13 protein-coding genes and 1 tRNA gene are annotated in these 14,439 nt (G+C 59.5%); 10 read left to right on the forward strand and 4 right to left on the reverse strand.

Features of this window, described 5'->3' with window-relative positions; genetic code table 11:
- Positions 1 to 64 precede the first annotated feature (64 nt).
- From ACVWXE_RS02165 to ACVWXE_RS02175, 3 genes are all read left to right on the forward strand, one after another.
- Positions 65 to 478: a PH domain-containing protein gene (locus tag ACVWXE_RS02165; protein ID WP_011432347.1), complete on the forward strand. Its 414-nt coding sequence runs from the start codon at positions 65 to 67 to the stop codon at positions 476 to 478.
- An 85-nt stretch (positions 479 to 563) separates the two neighbouring features.
- A complete protein-coding gene (locus ACVWXE_RS02170; protein WP_457489496.1) occupies positions 564 to 1,775 on the forward strand; it encodes a glycosyltransferase in 1,212 nt (403 codons plus the stop codon).
- A 17-nt stretch (positions 1,776 to 1,792) separates the two neighbouring features.
- A complete protein-coding gene (locus ACVWXE_RS02175) occupies positions 1,793 to 2,986 on the forward strand; it encodes an RNA-guided endonuclease InsQ/TnpB family protein (RefSeq protein ID WP_457489497.1) in 1,194 nt (397 codons plus the stop codon).
- Positions 2,987 to 3,007: 21 nt separating this feature from the next.
- On the opposite strand, the gene ACVWXE_RS02180 is transcribed toward ACVWXE_RS02175, so the two are convergent.
- Positions 3,008 to 4,681, reverse strand: a complete 1,674-nt coding sequence (locus ACVWXE_RS02180; protein ID WP_457440444.1) for a hypothetical protein — start codon at positions 4,679 to 4,681, stop codon at positions 3,008 to 3,010.
- An 87-nt stretch (positions 4,682 to 4,768) separates the two neighbouring features.
- Between ACVWXE_RS02180 and ACVWXE_RS02185 the strand changes: the two genes are divergently transcribed.
- Entirely contained in the window at positions 4,769 to 5,197 is a 429-nt protein-coding gene (locus ACVWXE_RS02185; RefSeq protein WP_414374163.1) for a hypothetical protein, read from the forward strand.
- Positions 5,198 to 5,637: 440 nt separating this feature from the next.
- Here the strand turns inward: ACVWXE_RS02185 and panB are convergent, their stop codons facing one another.
- Positions 5,638 to 6,423, reverse strand: coding sequence for a 3-methyl-2-oxobutanoate hydroxymethyltransferase (gene panB, locus ACVWXE_RS02190; protein ID WP_011432343.1), 786 nt, complete (start codon positions 6,421 to 6,423; stop codon positions 5,638 to 5,640).
- Positions 6,424 to 6,574: 151 nt separating this feature from the next.
- Here panB and ACVWXE_RS02195 point away from each other — a divergent pair.
- Positions 6,575 to 6,661: transfer RNA gene (locus ACVWXE_RS02195), tRNA-Ser, on the forward strand.
- Positions 6,662 to 6,839: 178 nt separating this feature from the next.
- The gene (locus ACVWXE_RS02200) at positions 6,840 to 7,589 is read left to right on the forward strand and encodes a phycocyanobilin:ferredoxin oxidoreductase (RefSeq protein ID WP_457489472.1); all 750 of its coding nucleotides are present in this window, start codon (positions 6,840 to 6,842) and stop codon (positions 7,587 to 7,589) included.
- On the opposite strand, the gene ACVWXE_RS02205 is transcribed toward ACVWXE_RS02200, so the two are convergent.
- Positions 7,586 to 8,446 (reverse strand): hypothetical protein, encoded by an 861-nt coding sequence (locus ACVWXE_RS02205; protein ID WP_457489473.1) that lies wholly within the window; start codon positions 8,444 to 8,446, stop codon positions 7,586 to 7,588. The two genes, ACVWXE_RS02200 and ACVWXE_RS02205, sit on opposite strands and share 4 nt — an antisense overlap.
- Positions 8,447 to 8,860: 414 nt before the next feature.
- Between ACVWXE_RS02205 and prmA the strand changes: the two genes are divergently transcribed.
- From prmA to ACVWXE_RS02225, 4 genes are all read left to right on the forward strand, one after another.
- Positions 8,861 to 9,802 (forward strand): 50S ribosomal protein L11 methyltransferase, encoded by a 942-nt coding sequence (gene prmA / locus ACVWXE_RS02210; RefSeq protein WP_457489474.1) that lies wholly within the window; start codon positions 8,861 to 8,863, stop codon positions 9,800 to 9,802.
- On the forward strand, positions 9,775 to 10,608 hold the full coding sequence (locus tag ACVWXE_RS02215) for a 16S rRNA (uracil(1498)-N(3))-methyltransferase (protein WP_457489498.1): 834 nt from the start codon (positions 9,775 to 9,777) through the stop codon (positions 10,606 to 10,608). Before prmA ends, ACVWXE_RS02215 begins: the two co-directional genes overlap by 28 nt.
- A 94-nt stretch (positions 10,609 to 10,702) precedes the next feature.
- The gene (gene hisS / locus ACVWXE_RS02220) at positions 10,703 to 12,001 is read left to right on the forward strand and encodes a histidine--tRNA ligase (RefSeq protein ID WP_457489475.1); all 1,299 of its coding nucleotides are present in this window, start codon (positions 10,703 to 10,705) and stop codon (positions 11,999 to 12,001) included.
- Positions 11,995 to 13,572, forward strand: coding sequence for a hypothetical protein (locus tag ACVWXE_RS02225; protein ID WP_457489476.1), 1,578 nt, complete (start codon positions 11,995 to 11,997; stop codon positions 13,570 to 13,572). Before hisS ends, ACVWXE_RS02225 begins: the two co-directional genes overlap by 7 nt.
- Positions 13,573 to 13,596: 24 nt before the next feature.
- On the opposite strand, the gene ACVWXE_RS02230 is transcribed toward ACVWXE_RS02225, so the two are convergent.
- Entirely contained in the window at positions 13,597 to 14,433 is an 837-nt protein-coding gene (locus tag ACVWXE_RS02230) for a universal stress protein (RefSeq protein WP_414332210.1), read from the reverse strand.
- Positions 14,434 to 14,439: the final 6 nt, after the last annotated feature.

Below are 14,439 nucleotides of genomic sequence, written 5' to 3' on the forward strand. Positions count from 1 at the left end.
GAAAGCTGAGAAATCGTTTAAGATCGTTAACGGCAACACTCTAAACAACCGGACGGTGCTCTGCATGGCGGTGCAAGAGGAGGTTTTTTTTGAGGGCGGCCCCCACAGTGGCGATTTGGTGTTGAACTCCTTCATTGGGGCTACACTTGTCGGCTTGCCTCTGTTTGTGGGGGCACTGGTGCGTAAGCTGTGGGTACACTATCGGATTACCAATCGTCGCATCACCGTGATTGGGGGATGGGGCGGCAAGGAGCGCTCAGATGTAATCTACGGCGAGATTGCCAAGGTGGTTATGGTGCCACGGGGCTTGGGCGTGTGGGGAGATATGGTGCTCACCCTCAAGGACGGCAGTCGCCTGGAGATGCGGGCCTTGCCTCGCTTCCGCGAGATCTACAACTACATCAATGAGCGGATCGACGAGAAAGCCAAGCAGGTGAGCGGCCCAATTGGCAAAAAGCGCCGCTCTGCCAAGTCCTGACCGTGCCTGAGCCTTGGGGATCCCTTCCTGTGGCCTTTCCCCCTCTCCCGGGCCAGCATTCGCTTGGCCTAGGTGCCTGGCGTTGGTGCATGAGTACCTGATCTGGCCGGGGGGATCGGAAAAGGTTCTGCAGGAGCTGGTGGCCTTTGCCCCCCAGGCCCCCCTTTACGTCAGTCTCTTCTCCGCTCACACCCTGCCGCCGAGCTGGCAGGAGCTGACAATTCACACCTCCTTTTTGCAAGGCTGGGCCAAGTGGCTGGGGGTGTTGCGCCCTGACTACCACGCCCGCCTCAAGTATCTGCTGCCCTGGATGCCGTTGGCCTACGAGAGCTTCGACCTCTCCGGCTATGACTGTGTGATCTCCAGCAGCCACGCCTTTGCCAAAGGGATCCTGACGGGAGCCTCTACCCTGCACCTGAGCTACATCCACAGCCCCACCCGTTACCTCTGGGAGAACCGGGAGCTGTATCTGCAGCGAGAAGGGCTGGGGAGAAGCGGGCCTGTTGGCGCAATTGGCCAATGGCTGCTGCACCGCTTGCGCCAATGGGATTTTCTGGCAGCTCAACGTCCAGATCTGTTGATCGCCAACTCCCAGCACATTCGCCGCCGCATTGCCAAGCTCTATCGCCGCGAGGCTGTTGTTATCTACCCGCCCGTTCCGCTGCAGGGGTTGGAGCCGGTGGCGGATCCCAGCGCCGATTATGACCTGGTGGCAGGCCGACTGGTGCCCTACAAACGGGTGGATCTGGCGATTGCCGCCTGTGAACGGCTGGGTCGTCGGCTGCTGGTTGTGGGCGAAGGGCCGGAGCTGGCTCGGCTCAAGCGACTGGCGGGGCCGCAGGTGGAGTTTTTGCCCCATCAGCCCCCCGATCGTTTCCGGGAACTGCTAGCCAATTGCCGGCTGCTGCTGTTCCCCTGGGAGGAGGATTTTGGCCTAGTGGCAGTGGAGGCCCAGGCCTGCGGCCGCCCCGTGGTTGCCCTCAACCGGGGAGGTGCCCAAGAGACGGTCATCCACGGCCAAACCGGCATCCTCATTCCCGAGGCCAGTGTGGAAGCGCTGGTGGAAGGGCTGCGGCAGGCGGATCGACAGGAATGGGATCCGCAGCGGATTCGGGCCCATGCTCTGCAATTTGCCCCAGAGCGGTTTCATGCCCAGCTGGGAGCCCTGTTGCGCTGGGCTTGGCCTCGTTTTCAAGCTGGAGAACGGTTGGATCCCCGAGAATGGAGCGCTCAGCTAGAAATCGCAGGAGCCCCGCACTGTACCCGTAGGGTCAGTGCCGGGAGGAATGCGCTTTGATGAAGTACAATGAACTTATGAGCCAAGTCCTGACCATATCCTGTAAGCTCAAGGCGTTCCCGTCACAAGCCGCCAAATTGGACGCGACGATGGATGTCTTTGTGCAGGTATTGAACTGGGTCAACCAGAACACGCCGGAGAAGATCGTCAACGCGGTCAAACTGCAATCCCTTTGCTACTACGAGATTCGAGCCCGGTTCGGCTTGTCCAGTAACTTGGCTCAACAGGTGTGCAGACGGGTGGCAGGCGCTCGCAAAGTGGCGAGACAGCGCAACCGTCCGGTTAAAGAGTTCAAGCGTAGGTTCGTTACCTACGATGCACGTATCTTCTCATTTCGCGAGAAAAACTGGACGGTGTCGCTGACCACGGTGGAGGGGCGAGAGCGCTTTGAACTAGCCATTGGCAACTACCAGCGTGGGATGCTGGCTGGTTCCAACCCAAAATCTGCCACCCTGGTCAAGCGGAAAGACGGCTCCTACTACATCCAGATTTGCGTAGAGAAAAACCCGCCCAAGCAACAAGATACCGACAGGGTGATCGGGGTGGACTTGGGCAGGACGGATATCGCCCATACGTCAGAAGGGGATAACTGGAATGGACAGCAGTTGAACCGAGTCCGCGACCACTACTCCAAGCTGAGGGCGGCACTCCAACGCAAAGCCAGTAAGGGCACCCGCAGTTCGCGGCGCAGATGCCGTCAACTGCTGCAACGGCTGTCTGGCAAGGAGAGACGCTTTCAGGCGTGGGTCAATCATCGCATCTCCAAAGCTGTTGTCTCTAGGGCAAAGGCGACAAATAGCGCTATTGCTCTGGAAGACCTGACAGGGATTCGGGAAAGGGTCAATCAACAGCCACGCAGCAAGACAGAGCGTAGGCGGGCAAATAGTTGGGCGTTTTATCAACTCCGTCAATTTTTGGAGTACAAGGCTCTGCGTGCGGGGGTTGCTCTGATTCTTGTGCCGCCTGCCTACACGTCGCAGACCTGCCACCGGTGTTTGCACATTCATCCCGACCCTGCGCAATCCTACCGCAGTGGAAAGAAGTTTAAGTGTGGACACTGTGGATGGGAAGGGGATGCGGATTTAAATGGTGCGAATGTGATTGCGCTTTTGGGGGCTGTCGTAAACCAGCCTAGAGGTCCGGGCTTGTTTTGTTCTCTGGTAGAGCAGAACAGGCTCAGGGCTACTGAAAGCCCGCTCCGTACCGCTTAGCGGTCGGAGTCGGGTAGTTTACTAGGGCCGCCGCTGCACAAAAGTCGGCAACTCAATCCGGTTGCGACTGCCCGTTTCCCCTCCTGCCCGTGAAGCGGCCAAAGCGGAGCGTTTCAGGAGCCTTTCTGTCCGTTGGCGCCAGCCGAGCGGGGCACTTTCTTCCCGCTCGTCCAGGGTGAGCGGCGGGATCCCTGGGGTGGGTGTTCTCCAGGTGGTGGCCGGGGAAGGAGCAGACTCGTCAGCCGCGGCAGGAATCCGTTCCTGGGCCCGATGATTCGACCTGGGCTCGACAACCGCTGGCTGAGGGGAAGCGGAGGCCGACTGACGCAGTGTGGCCAGTTGCTCTTCCAGTTCTTGATTGCGCTGCTGCAGCAGGGCCACTTCCTTTTCTTGGGTTTGCGCGTAGGCGTGGGCCTGCACACACTCGGTTTTCAAAGCCATCACCTGCTGCTGCAACTTCTCGATTTGCTTTTGGCTGACCAGATGATGGGCCTCGGCCAGTTCTCGCCCCCGCCGGGCTGCTTCCAGGCTTTCTCGGGTGTCCTGCACCTGCTGCTGAACTTCCTGCCACTGGGCAAGGGTGGGACGCTGGGCCAACTCTTGCATGAGCTGATCCCGCTCGGCTCGCAAAGCACCAAGCTCGCGGGTCAAAGCCTGCACCTGCTCCTCCAGGGCAAGGATTCGCTGCGCCTGTGAGGACTCTGTTTCCCTGAGGTGGGCGGCCTGGGCTGCTTCCGCTTCCAGCTTGGCAATCTGTTGGGCTTGCTCGGCCTGCTGCCGCTGACTCTGCTGCAGCTCTTCCAGCAAGGTGGCCCGCTCGGCCTTGGCAAAAGAGGCCTGTTGGCGCAGATGATCCAGCTCCGCCTGCAAGCGTGCCCATTGCTCTGGGGTAGGACGCTCTTCCAGTTCGCGAATACGTTGCCGGGCGGTGTTCAGATCAGCTTCCATGTGTGCCTTTTCGGTTTCCAGATGGGTCTTCAAACGCTGCCATTCGGCTTCCGCTTGGCGGTGGGCAGCCTCTAGCTCCGCCCGTAGGGTTTCCAGTTCTTGTGCAGAAGGTCGAGCGGCCAACTCTTGGATTTGCGCTTGCAATTGTGCTTTTTCCTCCTCTAGCTGCTGTACACGGAGCTGCAATTGGGCTTGCAAAAGCTGTACCTGCGGCAACTTGACGGCGTATTCTCCCAATTGGTTGGCCTGCTGTTTCAGCTCCAGGAGCTCCTGCTGCAGTTGGTAAAATCGGGCCGGATCGACGCGCCGCTGCAATTCCGCCTTGAGGGTTTCAATTTCCGTCTGACTGGTTTGCAACTGCTGCTGCAGAATGTGGTAGTGCTCCAGCGTTGGACGGCGCTCCATTTCCCACAGGAGATTCTGCAGTTCTTCGATGTGCTGTTGCTGAAGCTGAAAAGCCTCTGGGGTAGGGCGCTGGGCCAGCCGCGCTTTCTCCTCTTGACACGCTTGCAAAGCTTGATCCCGCTCTTGAATCTGGGCCTGTGCTTCCAGCAGTTGATGTTCCAGGCGATGGATGCACTCAATCTGCTGCAATGACAGCGCTTCCGATTCGGCGAGGGATCGCTCTAGGTTGCGCACCCGCGCCCGCAAGGCTTTTAGCTCCTCTTCCCCTTCCATATCCAGGCTGCTCGACAGGTTATGGGCCTTACTGTAGCAGATGGTCTGGATGAAAATCCAGCTTGCCACTATCTGTAGTGTAAATTTTTAGCTTTTCCTAGAACCAACACTAACTCTGTTGCCCCCGCCCTCTATACTGAGAAGGTGAGTTTTCAGATGAACCCTGTGATGAAGCTGGGATCCAAATCCTGGGGATGGGCGCTGGGCCTGCTGGGCGTGGCCTTGGTCGGTTGTGGTGCCGATGCGCTGACGGCCAGTACTCCACCGCCGCCTTTGATCACCAGCAGCGATATCCCTTCTGTGGTACATCGGAACGGCTTTTTGGAGCTGGGGGTTTCGGTATCGGTGCCGGGCCGGATCCCGGCGGAGCTGGCGTTTCAGGTGTCGTGGTCAGGGATCGAGGTGCAGACGCTATCGGCAGCCCAGGTGAATTGTGTGTCTGGAGAGGTGTTCTGTACAACCCGCTTCCGCATTCGCCCTCCCCTGAGCTTGGTGCCCGGCTCCTACCTGCTCAGCTTGCGGGTCTTCGACCGGTTGGGTCAAAGTGCTGTGGTGACCGGGACGGTGCTGCTCAGGGATCCCTGAGGTCGCCCTATCCTTGCCCAGCCTTGAGAAAGCGGTGCGGTTCCCGTTCCCATAAGCATTGCGTAGCAGTAGGTAGCAGTATGGGGTGCCGTAGGCATAGCACCTGATACATTTACGCTGAACACTGCTGAACATCACTGTTCAACTATGCAGCGATAGCATTCTGTTTGTTTCCATTCGCGTCAGCGGGACGGAGTCCAAACAGAATGGCGGTATCCCGCAAAGCTTTGAGTAGAATACCCAAAGCGCAGTTTCCGTGTCGTCTTACTACCAATTTTCTGCTTTGCTTTGGCTACCATGTTGGCAGACTCGAAAGTAAACAGAAAGATCAACTGGTAGTAATCCGTACTGAACATATTATACATTATTTTCAGTATAGTTGAGCTTATTATTGACTAGAGTCATGCTCTGCCCAAGCTTTGAATGGGTAAGGGATCCCTTCAGCGGGGGGGAAATACTTTTTGGCGAACATCGTCGGCGAAAGCTTCCACTGCTTCTCGGATCGCCTGTCTCAAATTGGTATAGGCCTTGGCAAAAGGGGGGAGCCGCTCGCTCAGCCCCAGCAGGTCGTGGGTGACCAAAATCTGACCATCGCAAGCCGGCCCGGCCCCAATGCCCAAGGTTGGGATCCCCACTTGGGCCGAGATTTGGGCAGCCAATTCCGCCGGCATGTGCTCCAAAACCAGGGCAAATGCTCCTGCTTGCTCCAGGCTGAGGGCCTCTTGTCGCAGACGCTCCGCCTCCGGAGTGGTTTTTCCCTGCTGGCGATAGCCTCCCAGTTGATGTTTGGCCTGCGGAGTGAGGCCGATATGACCCAAAACCGGGATCCCCCGCTGCACCAGAAAGGCCACCGTTTCCACCATGTCGGGGTAGCCCCCCTCCAGCTTGACCCCGTTGACTCCTGCCTCCTTCATCAACCGCCCTGCTGAGAGGAGAGCTTGTTCTTTGTGGACTTGATAAGTCAAGAAGGGCAAGTCGGCCACCAAAAAGGCCCGTTCTACCCCGCGGCGCACCGCCTGGGCGTGATGGAGCATCTGTTCCAGCGTCAGGGGCAGGGTGCTGGTATACCCCAAGTGGGTCATGGCCAAGCTGTCGCCCACCAGGATCAAGTCGATCCCAGCCTGATCCAAAATCTGAGCGGTGGCGTAGTCGGCAGCCGTGAGGGCCACCAAAGGTTGACCCGCCTGTTTGGCCTGGCGAAAGTGGTGAATGGATAGAGCAGCCATATCCCTATGATCTCATCTGGGCGTTCCCGCCAGCGGTGCGGAGCACTTTCCCATCAACCGCATCCCGTGGGGGAAGCAAGCTTGGCTTTGAGGCTGGGAAGAAGCAGGAGACTCGGTTTGCCGTTAAGATGGTAAAGCCCCACAGCTGACTGGAAGGGTGACAGAGTGGTTGATTGTGACGCTCTCGAAAAGCGTTGTGACTGCAAGGTCACCGTGGGTTCGAATCCCACCCCTTCCGTCTTCAGGCATACAGTTTTAGAACGCCTTTTTAGAACGCCTTGCCCAGCTAGGGCCTCTGGGATTTTTGGGGATCCCACCCAAGCCCTTCGCATCAGCGGTGCGGTTCCCCCATAACACTTTGGCATGGAGCCAAGGTCAAGGTTGGATGGGGTTCTTGGCCTTTCTTCTAGAGTCTTATGTTCACCGCTCCTGCTCTCTCTGCCCAACTGCATCCGCTCATTCAGGGCTTATCTGAGGCAATCCTGAACGTTTGGGGATCTACCCTCACCCTAGCCCCCTATCCTCTGCCTGAAGATCTGGGCTACGTGGAAGGCCGCCTAGAGGGCGAAAAATTGCAAATTGAAAACCGCTGCTACCAAGGGGATCCCTTTCGCAAACTGCACCTGGAGCTGGCCCAGGCCGGGCAGAGCCTGGATATTCTCCATTGCGTTATGTTTCCGCAGCCGCAGTACCCGCTGCCGCTGTTCGGTTGCGACATTGTGGTCGGTCGCGGACAGGTGAGCGCCGCCATTGTCGATCTCTCGCCGGTGACCCCCAGCTTGCCCGATCTCTATATCCAGGAGCTGGAAGCGTTGGGATCCCATCTCGTCCCTTTCCAACACCGGCGCCGGTTGCCGGAGTGGGGCACGATTTTTTCTCCCTACTGCCTGTTCGTCCGTCCTGCCGACGAAGCAGAGGCCGACCGCTTTTTGCACTTTGCCCGCCGTTTCCTGGAAATTCACTGTCGGTTGGCGCAACAGATTCCCCCGCAGACGGATCCCGACCAAATTTTGGCCCACTACCAGGGGCAGCAGCGCTATTGCAGCCAGCAACAGCAGAACGACCGCACCCGCCGCGTTTTGGAAAAAGCTTTTGGCCCCGCCTGGGCAGAGCGCTACATGAACACCGTCCTTTTTGACTTGCCTCCCAGTCCCGTGCAGATTTAGGCGGGATCCCCTTGCAGCCGCTGCTGGATGCTCAACGCCAATTTTTGCCCTAAGAACTCCGGCATGGTTGGAGTTGAATCCGGCCCTAGCAAGTAAAAAATGAAGCGCGTTTGCTTGCGGCGGAGCATCAAATTGAGGTTAACAACGGTCAAATCCTCCTGCGCGAGGGCCGTCATCACCCGGTAGAACGCGCCCGGCTGGTTGTCCACATCCACCAAAAGTGTGGGCAAATGAAACACCGGGTCAAAATAAAAAGAAACCTGCACGTCTTTTAGTCCGGCCTTGAGATCAAACTCCAGTGCCAAGGTTTCGTGAACGCGAAACACACCCGCCAGGCATTCGTGAATAGCCCGTTCTAGGCTGAGCTTGGTTTGGGAAGAAAGGCTGTGGCCATCGCGGGAGACAATGGTGCGGATAAACACCAGGTGCGGTGAGTAGATCTGCCCATAGAGATGAATGCCATGCACCGAGAGATTAAAAGCAGTGAACACCCCAAACAGATCGCTGAGCAGGGAAGGTCGATTACGGTAGGCCAGACAGACCACCGTCTTGCGACCTTCGTCCTGCACCTGTACCACCGCCTTGCGGGTCTGGTAGAGGGTGTAAGCCAAGCGCAGATTTTGGGCCTGTACCTCGCTGCTGACAAACTGGCTGTAAAAAGGCGGAAAGCTCTGGTTAAAACGCCGCATCAGAGCGGATCGCGTCAGCGGGACGGAGTCCTTGCGGGTGCTGACTTTGAGCGGCTGAAGATCTTCATGGGCAGCCCTCTTCCGCGCTTCCCGATCCCCGGCAACTCCTAGAGAAGCCACCTTGGGCTGGGGAGTGCCCTGCTGTGCTGATTGCTCATCAGTTGACATCGACCTCGCCACCTGCATTGCTCTTTCTTCATCCTTACATCGTTGCTCAGTACGCCCTAGCCAAACCCCATCTATCCGCAAAATCACTGAGGCTCGGAACGAATGTCAACGCTGCATCCAATTCTTGTTCAATGCTTTTGGACTTAATCTATCTCACAGGGCTGAGCTGGTCATCCAAAGAGCCGCTGAGGGTCATCCCCCAATTGGGGGGATCCTTCCCTTCTTCGCTGCTGAACCGACGCTGTGAGCCTTTCAATCCCAGAATAGCCAGAATAAGCCTAAACTATGAATTGAGCAGAGCGCTGCAATTTTTGATATAAAGTGCCGCATTGAGTGCTGGCCGGCTGGGTGACATGAAGCGCTATCTTGTTGGCCATCACTTTGGTTTTTCCCTAGGTTTGTGAAGGGATCCCTGTGAGCAGAACTGTTGCCGATCCCACTCCGTTTTCGCCCGCACAAGCGCTGGACCCCGCTGGTGCTTGGTGGGATCTCAGTCTCATCGCCTCCCCTGCCCAAGAAGACCTGATCTTTTGGCGGCTGGAGAATTTTGGCTGTCGGGGCATGACCAGCCAAGCCTATGGCGAAGATCAGATTTGCATTCACGCCTATCTGCCTTGGCCTCACGTCAGCCTCTTGGATTTGGCAGCCCTCTCCCTGCGCCTGCAGCAGGATGCCCTCATTGCCGGTCAGCGGGTTCCCAAGCTGCGCTGGGAACGCATAGAGGCGGAAGATTGGAGCAGCAGTTGGAAGCAGCACTGGCAGCCCCAACCCATCGGGGATAAGTTGCTCATTTGTCCGGCCTGGCTGGAGCCGCCCTCTCACCCCGGTCGTCACCTGTTGCAGCTGGATCCCGGTATGGCCTTCGGCACGGGCACTCACCCCACCACTCAGCTCTGTCTGGAGTCGCTGGAAATGCGTCTGGAGAGCTGGGGAGGGGATCCCCCGGCGGCGACGCTGGCGGATGTGGGCTGTGGATCCGGCATTTTGTCGTTGGCGGCGGCCCTGCTGGGGGTGAAGCGGGTATTTGCGGTGGACATCGACCCCCTGGCGGTGCAAGCCACGATGCACAACCGCGATCTCAACGGCCTGACGGATCGCATTGTGGTCGCTCAGGGCAGCCTGGAGCAGATTCCCGAAATGGTGGATGGGTTGGTGTGCAACATCCTGACAGATGTGATCCTGGATATGATCCCGGAGTTTCGGCTGGTGGTGAAGGAGGGGGGATGGCTGATCCTCAGCGGCATCCTCATCGAGCAGGCCAAGTTGGTGGCGGAGATGCTGGAGGCCAACGAATGGGTGGTGGCAGCCCTCTGGCGACGGGGGGAGTGGTGTTGTCTGAACGCACGCATGACCTGAGCGCTTTGCCCCGATTGGCGATTGACCCAGCGCAGCGGGATCCCAGCGGTGTTCTCCATTTAACCGGTCTGCAACAGCACTACTTGCAGCGGGTACGCCGCCTCAGGCCGGGGGATCTCTTTTTGGTTTTGGACGGCTCAGGCAAGCTGTGGGCGGCCCGTTGGCAAGCCCAGGGATCCCGAGTTGTGGGCGAGGTGGAGGTGCTGCCGCGGGAATTGCCTGTTTCTTTGCATCTGGGCTTGGCGGTGGTCAAAGGGCAGGGGTTTGACGAGGTGCTCCGCCAGGTTACCGAGCTGGGGGCGGCGCGCATTACTCCCCTGCTGACGGAGCGCACCGTGTTGGAACCGGGATCTGGGCGGCAGGAACGCTGGCAAAAAATTGTGCGGGAGGCCGCAGAACAATGTGAGCGGTTGCGCTGGCCTCAGGTCGATCCCCCTACCCCTTGGACAAGTTGGCTGGCGGAGCTACAAGCCGTTCGCGCTACTCGGACGGAGTCCTTTTGGTGGGGTATAGCCGTGGCTCGGCACAAAGCGCCCCCGCTGGTGCAAGCCCTGCCAAAGCTCAGGGATCCCGTCTTGGCCATAGCCATTGGCCCAGAAGGGGGCTGGACGGTTGCCGAACGTCGGCAGGCTGAGGAATATGGGGGAGTGTCCGTCTCCCTTGGCCCTACCATCTTGCGAGCTACCACCGCCGCTGTTGTTGCCACCAGCCAAATTGCCGCCACCTACTCCTGGTTGGACTCGAGCTTGGATCGGGGTCATTTGGCTCCGCTAGCGACGGGGAGTGTTGTCGCCGATAATCAATAACTAGGCCGTTTGCGTCAGCGGGACGGAGTCCTTTGACGAGAACAGCCATTGGCATAGCAGGCGGCCAGGCCCACCCCAGGGAGGGAGAACGAGAATGGAGATGATCCAGGCGGTGCGGGGCACCCGAGATATTCTGCCGCAGGAGGTGCGGCTCTGGCAGCAGGTGGAAGCCAGCGCCCGAGAGATCCTGGGACGGGCCAACTACCAAGAAATTCGCACCCCCATCCTGGAGTTGACGGAGCTCTTTGCCCGCAGCATTGGCAGTGCCACCGACGTGGTGGGCAAGGAGATGTACTCCTTCAGCACCCGTGGCGAGCAAGAGGTGAGCCTGCGCCCAGAGAACACGGCGGGCGTGGTGCGGGCCTACATTCAGCACGGGCTGCAAATGGCTGGAGATGTGCAACGCCTCTGGTATTGTGGGCCGATGTTTCGCTATGAGCGTCCCCAGGCGGGGCGGCAACGCCAGTTCCACCAGTTGGGGGTAGAGCTGCTGGGCAGCCGGGATCCCCGCGCCGATGCGGAAGTCATCGCCTTGGCCTGGGAGCTGTTGCAAGCGGTGGGGGCGGAGAACCTGAGCTTGCGGCTCAATTCCCTGGGGGATCTGCAGGATCGGCGGGCCTATCGCCAGGCCCTGGTGGACTACCTCACTCCCTTGCGGGAGAAGCTGGATCCTGACTCCCAAGAGCGTCTCACCCGCAACCCGCTGCGCATTCTAGATAGCAAGGATCCCCGCACCCGCGAGATTGCCGAGGGGGCCCCCAAGCTGCCAGATTACCTCAGCCCAGAATCGCGGGCTTTCTTCGAGCAGGTGCAAGCTCACCTGCAGATGTTGGATATTCCCTACCAGTTGGATCCCTACTTGGTGCGGGGCCTGGACTACTACACCCACACCGCCTTTGAGATCGTCTCACCTGACTTGGGATCCCAGAGTACCGTCTGTGGGGGTGGTCGCTACGACGGCTTGGTGGAAGAGCTGGGCGGACCTTCTACCCCAGCGGTGGGCTGGGCCGTCGGCATGGAGCGGCTGGTGCTGCTGTTGCAAAAGAAACAAGGGGAGGCTCCGCCAGCACCGGTCGAGGTTTACGTGATCTCCCGTGGGGCGAAGGCTGAGGCCCAATCCCTCCGGATCACTCAAGCGCTGCGCCGAGCCGGTTTCTGCACCGAGCTGGATCTGAGCGGCAGCGCCTTTGGCAAGCAGTTCAAACGGGCCAGCCGCAGCGGCGCAACTTGGGCTGTTGTGCTAGGGGATGCGGAAGCTGCAGCCGGAGAGGTACAGCTTAAGCACCTGCCTACAGGGCAACAGCAAACCCTTTTGCAAGCCGATCTGATTCAGTATCTGGCATCCCATTCGGGTCAGCAGTGCGGAGCACCTAAGGTGATGGAGCCATGTTGAATTTTTGGGTTCGGCGGGACGGCCAGGAAGACTGGCAGCCGGTACCAGCCGAGGGAGCAGTTCTGGAAGAAGATACCTACACCATTGTTGCCCGTTCGCCCCAGCCCCACTTCACCATCACGGTGGAAGTCCGGCAGCGTCCTCTAGGGCCACAGAATCAGGGCCCCAACACCGGCACGACTCCTCCACAGGTCCAAACCCGTTCTGTGCGCACCAACGATGAAGGGATCGGCATTATTTTGCCCGCCAGCCGCCTCACCCCTGGGTTTTGGGAATTGCACTGCCGAGATGCCGACTTGATCGCAGAACTGTTCGGTGAAACCGAGTTGGACAATTGTCTCCGTTTTCAGGTTGTGCCTGCCCCTCTGGAGCCGGAACGAGGGATCCCTGCCCCGGTGGCTGAAGAGGCCGGGTTTGAGCCCCCCCAGAAAAAAGAGGTCGCCATCCCGCCAGAGCTGTTTTCCCTAATGCACAGTGAATTGGAGGGATCCCCGGAGGAGGTGCTGGTGTTGACGGGGCGGATCGGCTGCAGCGGCGAGCTGCGGGTACAGGTTTGGCCAGAAGGGGAGGAGAGGCCGCTTTTCCAGGGACAACGGCAAATTCAACTCCCGGCGGGGGCGCGGACGGCGGTGTTCAGCATCCCCATCACCCTGCCCAGCCAAGTGTGGGCCCGTCCTTTACGGGGAGAACTGGCCCTTACTCCCTCCTCCTGGTGGGATCCAGAGCCGTCGCCTCAGACCCTGACCATCCCCTTTTCCATTCGCTGTCGCAGCCAAGAGGCAGGACTTCTTGGCGCAGGGATCCCCCTCCCGCAGCAGCAAGAGGAAGAGAGGCTGGCCGATGCTGCCAGTCCTGCCTCGACCGCAACCCTGCTCTCTCCCGAACGCACCCTGCAAAAGCTGTTGCGCATCTGGCAACACAGCGCCCCCATTTCCGTCAGCGTTGCCGAGCAACAGCGAGAGGAGGACTCAGCTTCGCCCGTTCAGCCCGCCGAGACCCAAGCCCTCCGCTCCTTCCCGGAAAAGGATCCCCTGCCATCTGCGCCCAACCCCTCCGCTCAGCCCCTACCCGAAGCAGAGACGGCAGAGTTGCCATCGCCCATCTCCTCCCCTTCCCCACCACCCCAAGCTGAGGCCATCTTGCCAACGCAAGCGGCAGCCGGGATCCCGAGTAGCCCTGTAGCTCCCTCTGAAAACTCGCTGCTGCCCCCCGCTCCGCCTGGGGTTTGTCCAACTCCCCAACTGCTGGTGCCTGAGCAATTGCGAGCGGGCGACAATTTCGATGTGGTGCTGCGTTTGCCGGCCTTGGCCCCTGCCTCCGCCGCCGGCGCCGCCTCCCAGCCACCTTATTGGATCAAGTTTTGGGTCAAGCATGGCCGCACCCGCTCGTTGGTGGATGGCCCCCGCTGGTTGCTGGACTTCTCCCGCGACGATCAGGGGCAGTGGCAAGCTTTAACCCGCATGACCATTCCCCCAGGCGTCCCCGAGCTGATCTTTGAAGCTTGGGCCGTCAGCCCGGATCGCCAGCAGCAGAGCGACCGAGTTACAGAGCACCGCTCTATCTTGCCTTAGGGATCCCTCGCTCTTGAGTCCTGTTTAGTCTTGGACGGAGCGCACCATCAGCACTGGGCAGCCGATGTGCACCCGCACATAGTCGGAGATGGAACGCCCCAGCAGCCGATCCAGGTCGGGGATGCTGCGGGCAATGCTGGGCCGGCGATCCGGGGATCCCATCACCAGCAGATCGGCCTTGCTTTCTTCAGCCAGGCGGACAATCTCCGTAGCCGGATCCCCGACAGCCGTCAACACCTGGTGGCCGATTTGCCGGTTTTTGAGGATGTCGATTGCCCGATCTAGGGCCTCATCTCTACCTGGGTTGTCGGCATCCAACTGCACAGAGGCCAGGAAGATCTGGGCCCCTTGAATGCCGGAGATCAAGTCAAGGGCCGTGGCAAAGGCGGCCTGGGCAGCGGGGGAGTTGTTGAGGGCCACCATGACATGGCTGGGGTATTTGACGTAGGCGTCGTCTTTGACCAGCAGCATTGGGCAGGAGGCGAGCTGGAACACATATTGGCTCACCGAGTTCTGCAAAATGGCCATGATGCGGTTGCGCCCCCGGGATCCCATCACAATCAGCGGATTGGGCAGGGACTCGGCCACCTGCAGCACCACCACCTTGGGATCCCCTTCCACCAGTTGCGTGCTGATCTTTAGCCCTGGGCGGGGGGGGAAAGTCTGCAGGGTTTGGGCCAACAGTTCCTGCCCCTTTTGCCAGGCAGCCCGCATCTCCTCGGCAGAGGTCTGGGAAGGCACCGCATGCAGCAATGTCACGTGGCACTGGGCAAAGGCCGGCAGAGACAGAAGGGTATGCACCATTTGCTCAGTGGGGCCGCTGCCGTCGATAGCGGCAATGAGGTTCTCAAATCGAGACATGGGATC

The sequence above is a fragment of the Thermostichus sp. MS-CIW-41 genome, from assembly GCF_054058915.1.